Origin of the sequence: Vibrio sp. CUB2 (genome assembly GCF_001557945.1) — a bacterium.
GTDB classification, from domain to species: Bacteria; Pseudomonadota; Gammaproteobacteria; order Enterobacterales; family Vibrionaceae; genus Vibrio; species Vibrio owensii.
Genome location: NZ_LNRB01000084.1, coordinates 1 through 390, shown reverse-complemented (window position 1 = coordinate 390; position 390 = coordinate 1). Strand labels below are relative to the sequence as shown.

At 37.7% G+C, this 390-nt stretch carries 1 tRNA gene; it reads right to left on the bottom strand.

Features of this window, described 5'->3' with window-relative positions:
- Positions 1 to 307: 307 nt before the first annotated feature.
- Positions 308 to 383: transfer RNA gene (locus tag ATB78_RS27970), tRNA-Ala, on the bottom strand.
- Positions 384 to 390 lie beyond the last annotated feature (7 nt).

Sequence of the window (390 nt, the reverse complement as noted above, 5' to 3'; positions counted from 1 at the left end):
CGAGTTGATGTTCAAATCACCAAAGTTGTCTCTCATTATTTGAATGAGCGAGAGACATTTCGATTTTGCCGGACTCAATTTCGAATAATCACTGTAAAAGTGATATTCCCAAGAACACTTGAATGTGCTCGTTTACTTTCATTTTTAAAAAATGAAAACAAACAGTTGGTGTTTGTCATAAAGACAAACATTGAGAACTTTACAAACAAACTTAAAAGTTTGTTTTGTCAGCTTTCCAAATTGTTAAAGAGCTAGATTTTCTGATGAAAACCATTTTTAAAGATTCTTTTTCAAGAACACTTAAAGATGGTGGAGCTATGCGGGATCGAACCGCAGACCTCCTGCGTGCAAGGCAGGCGCTCTCCCAGCTGAGCTATAGCCCCATCAAGG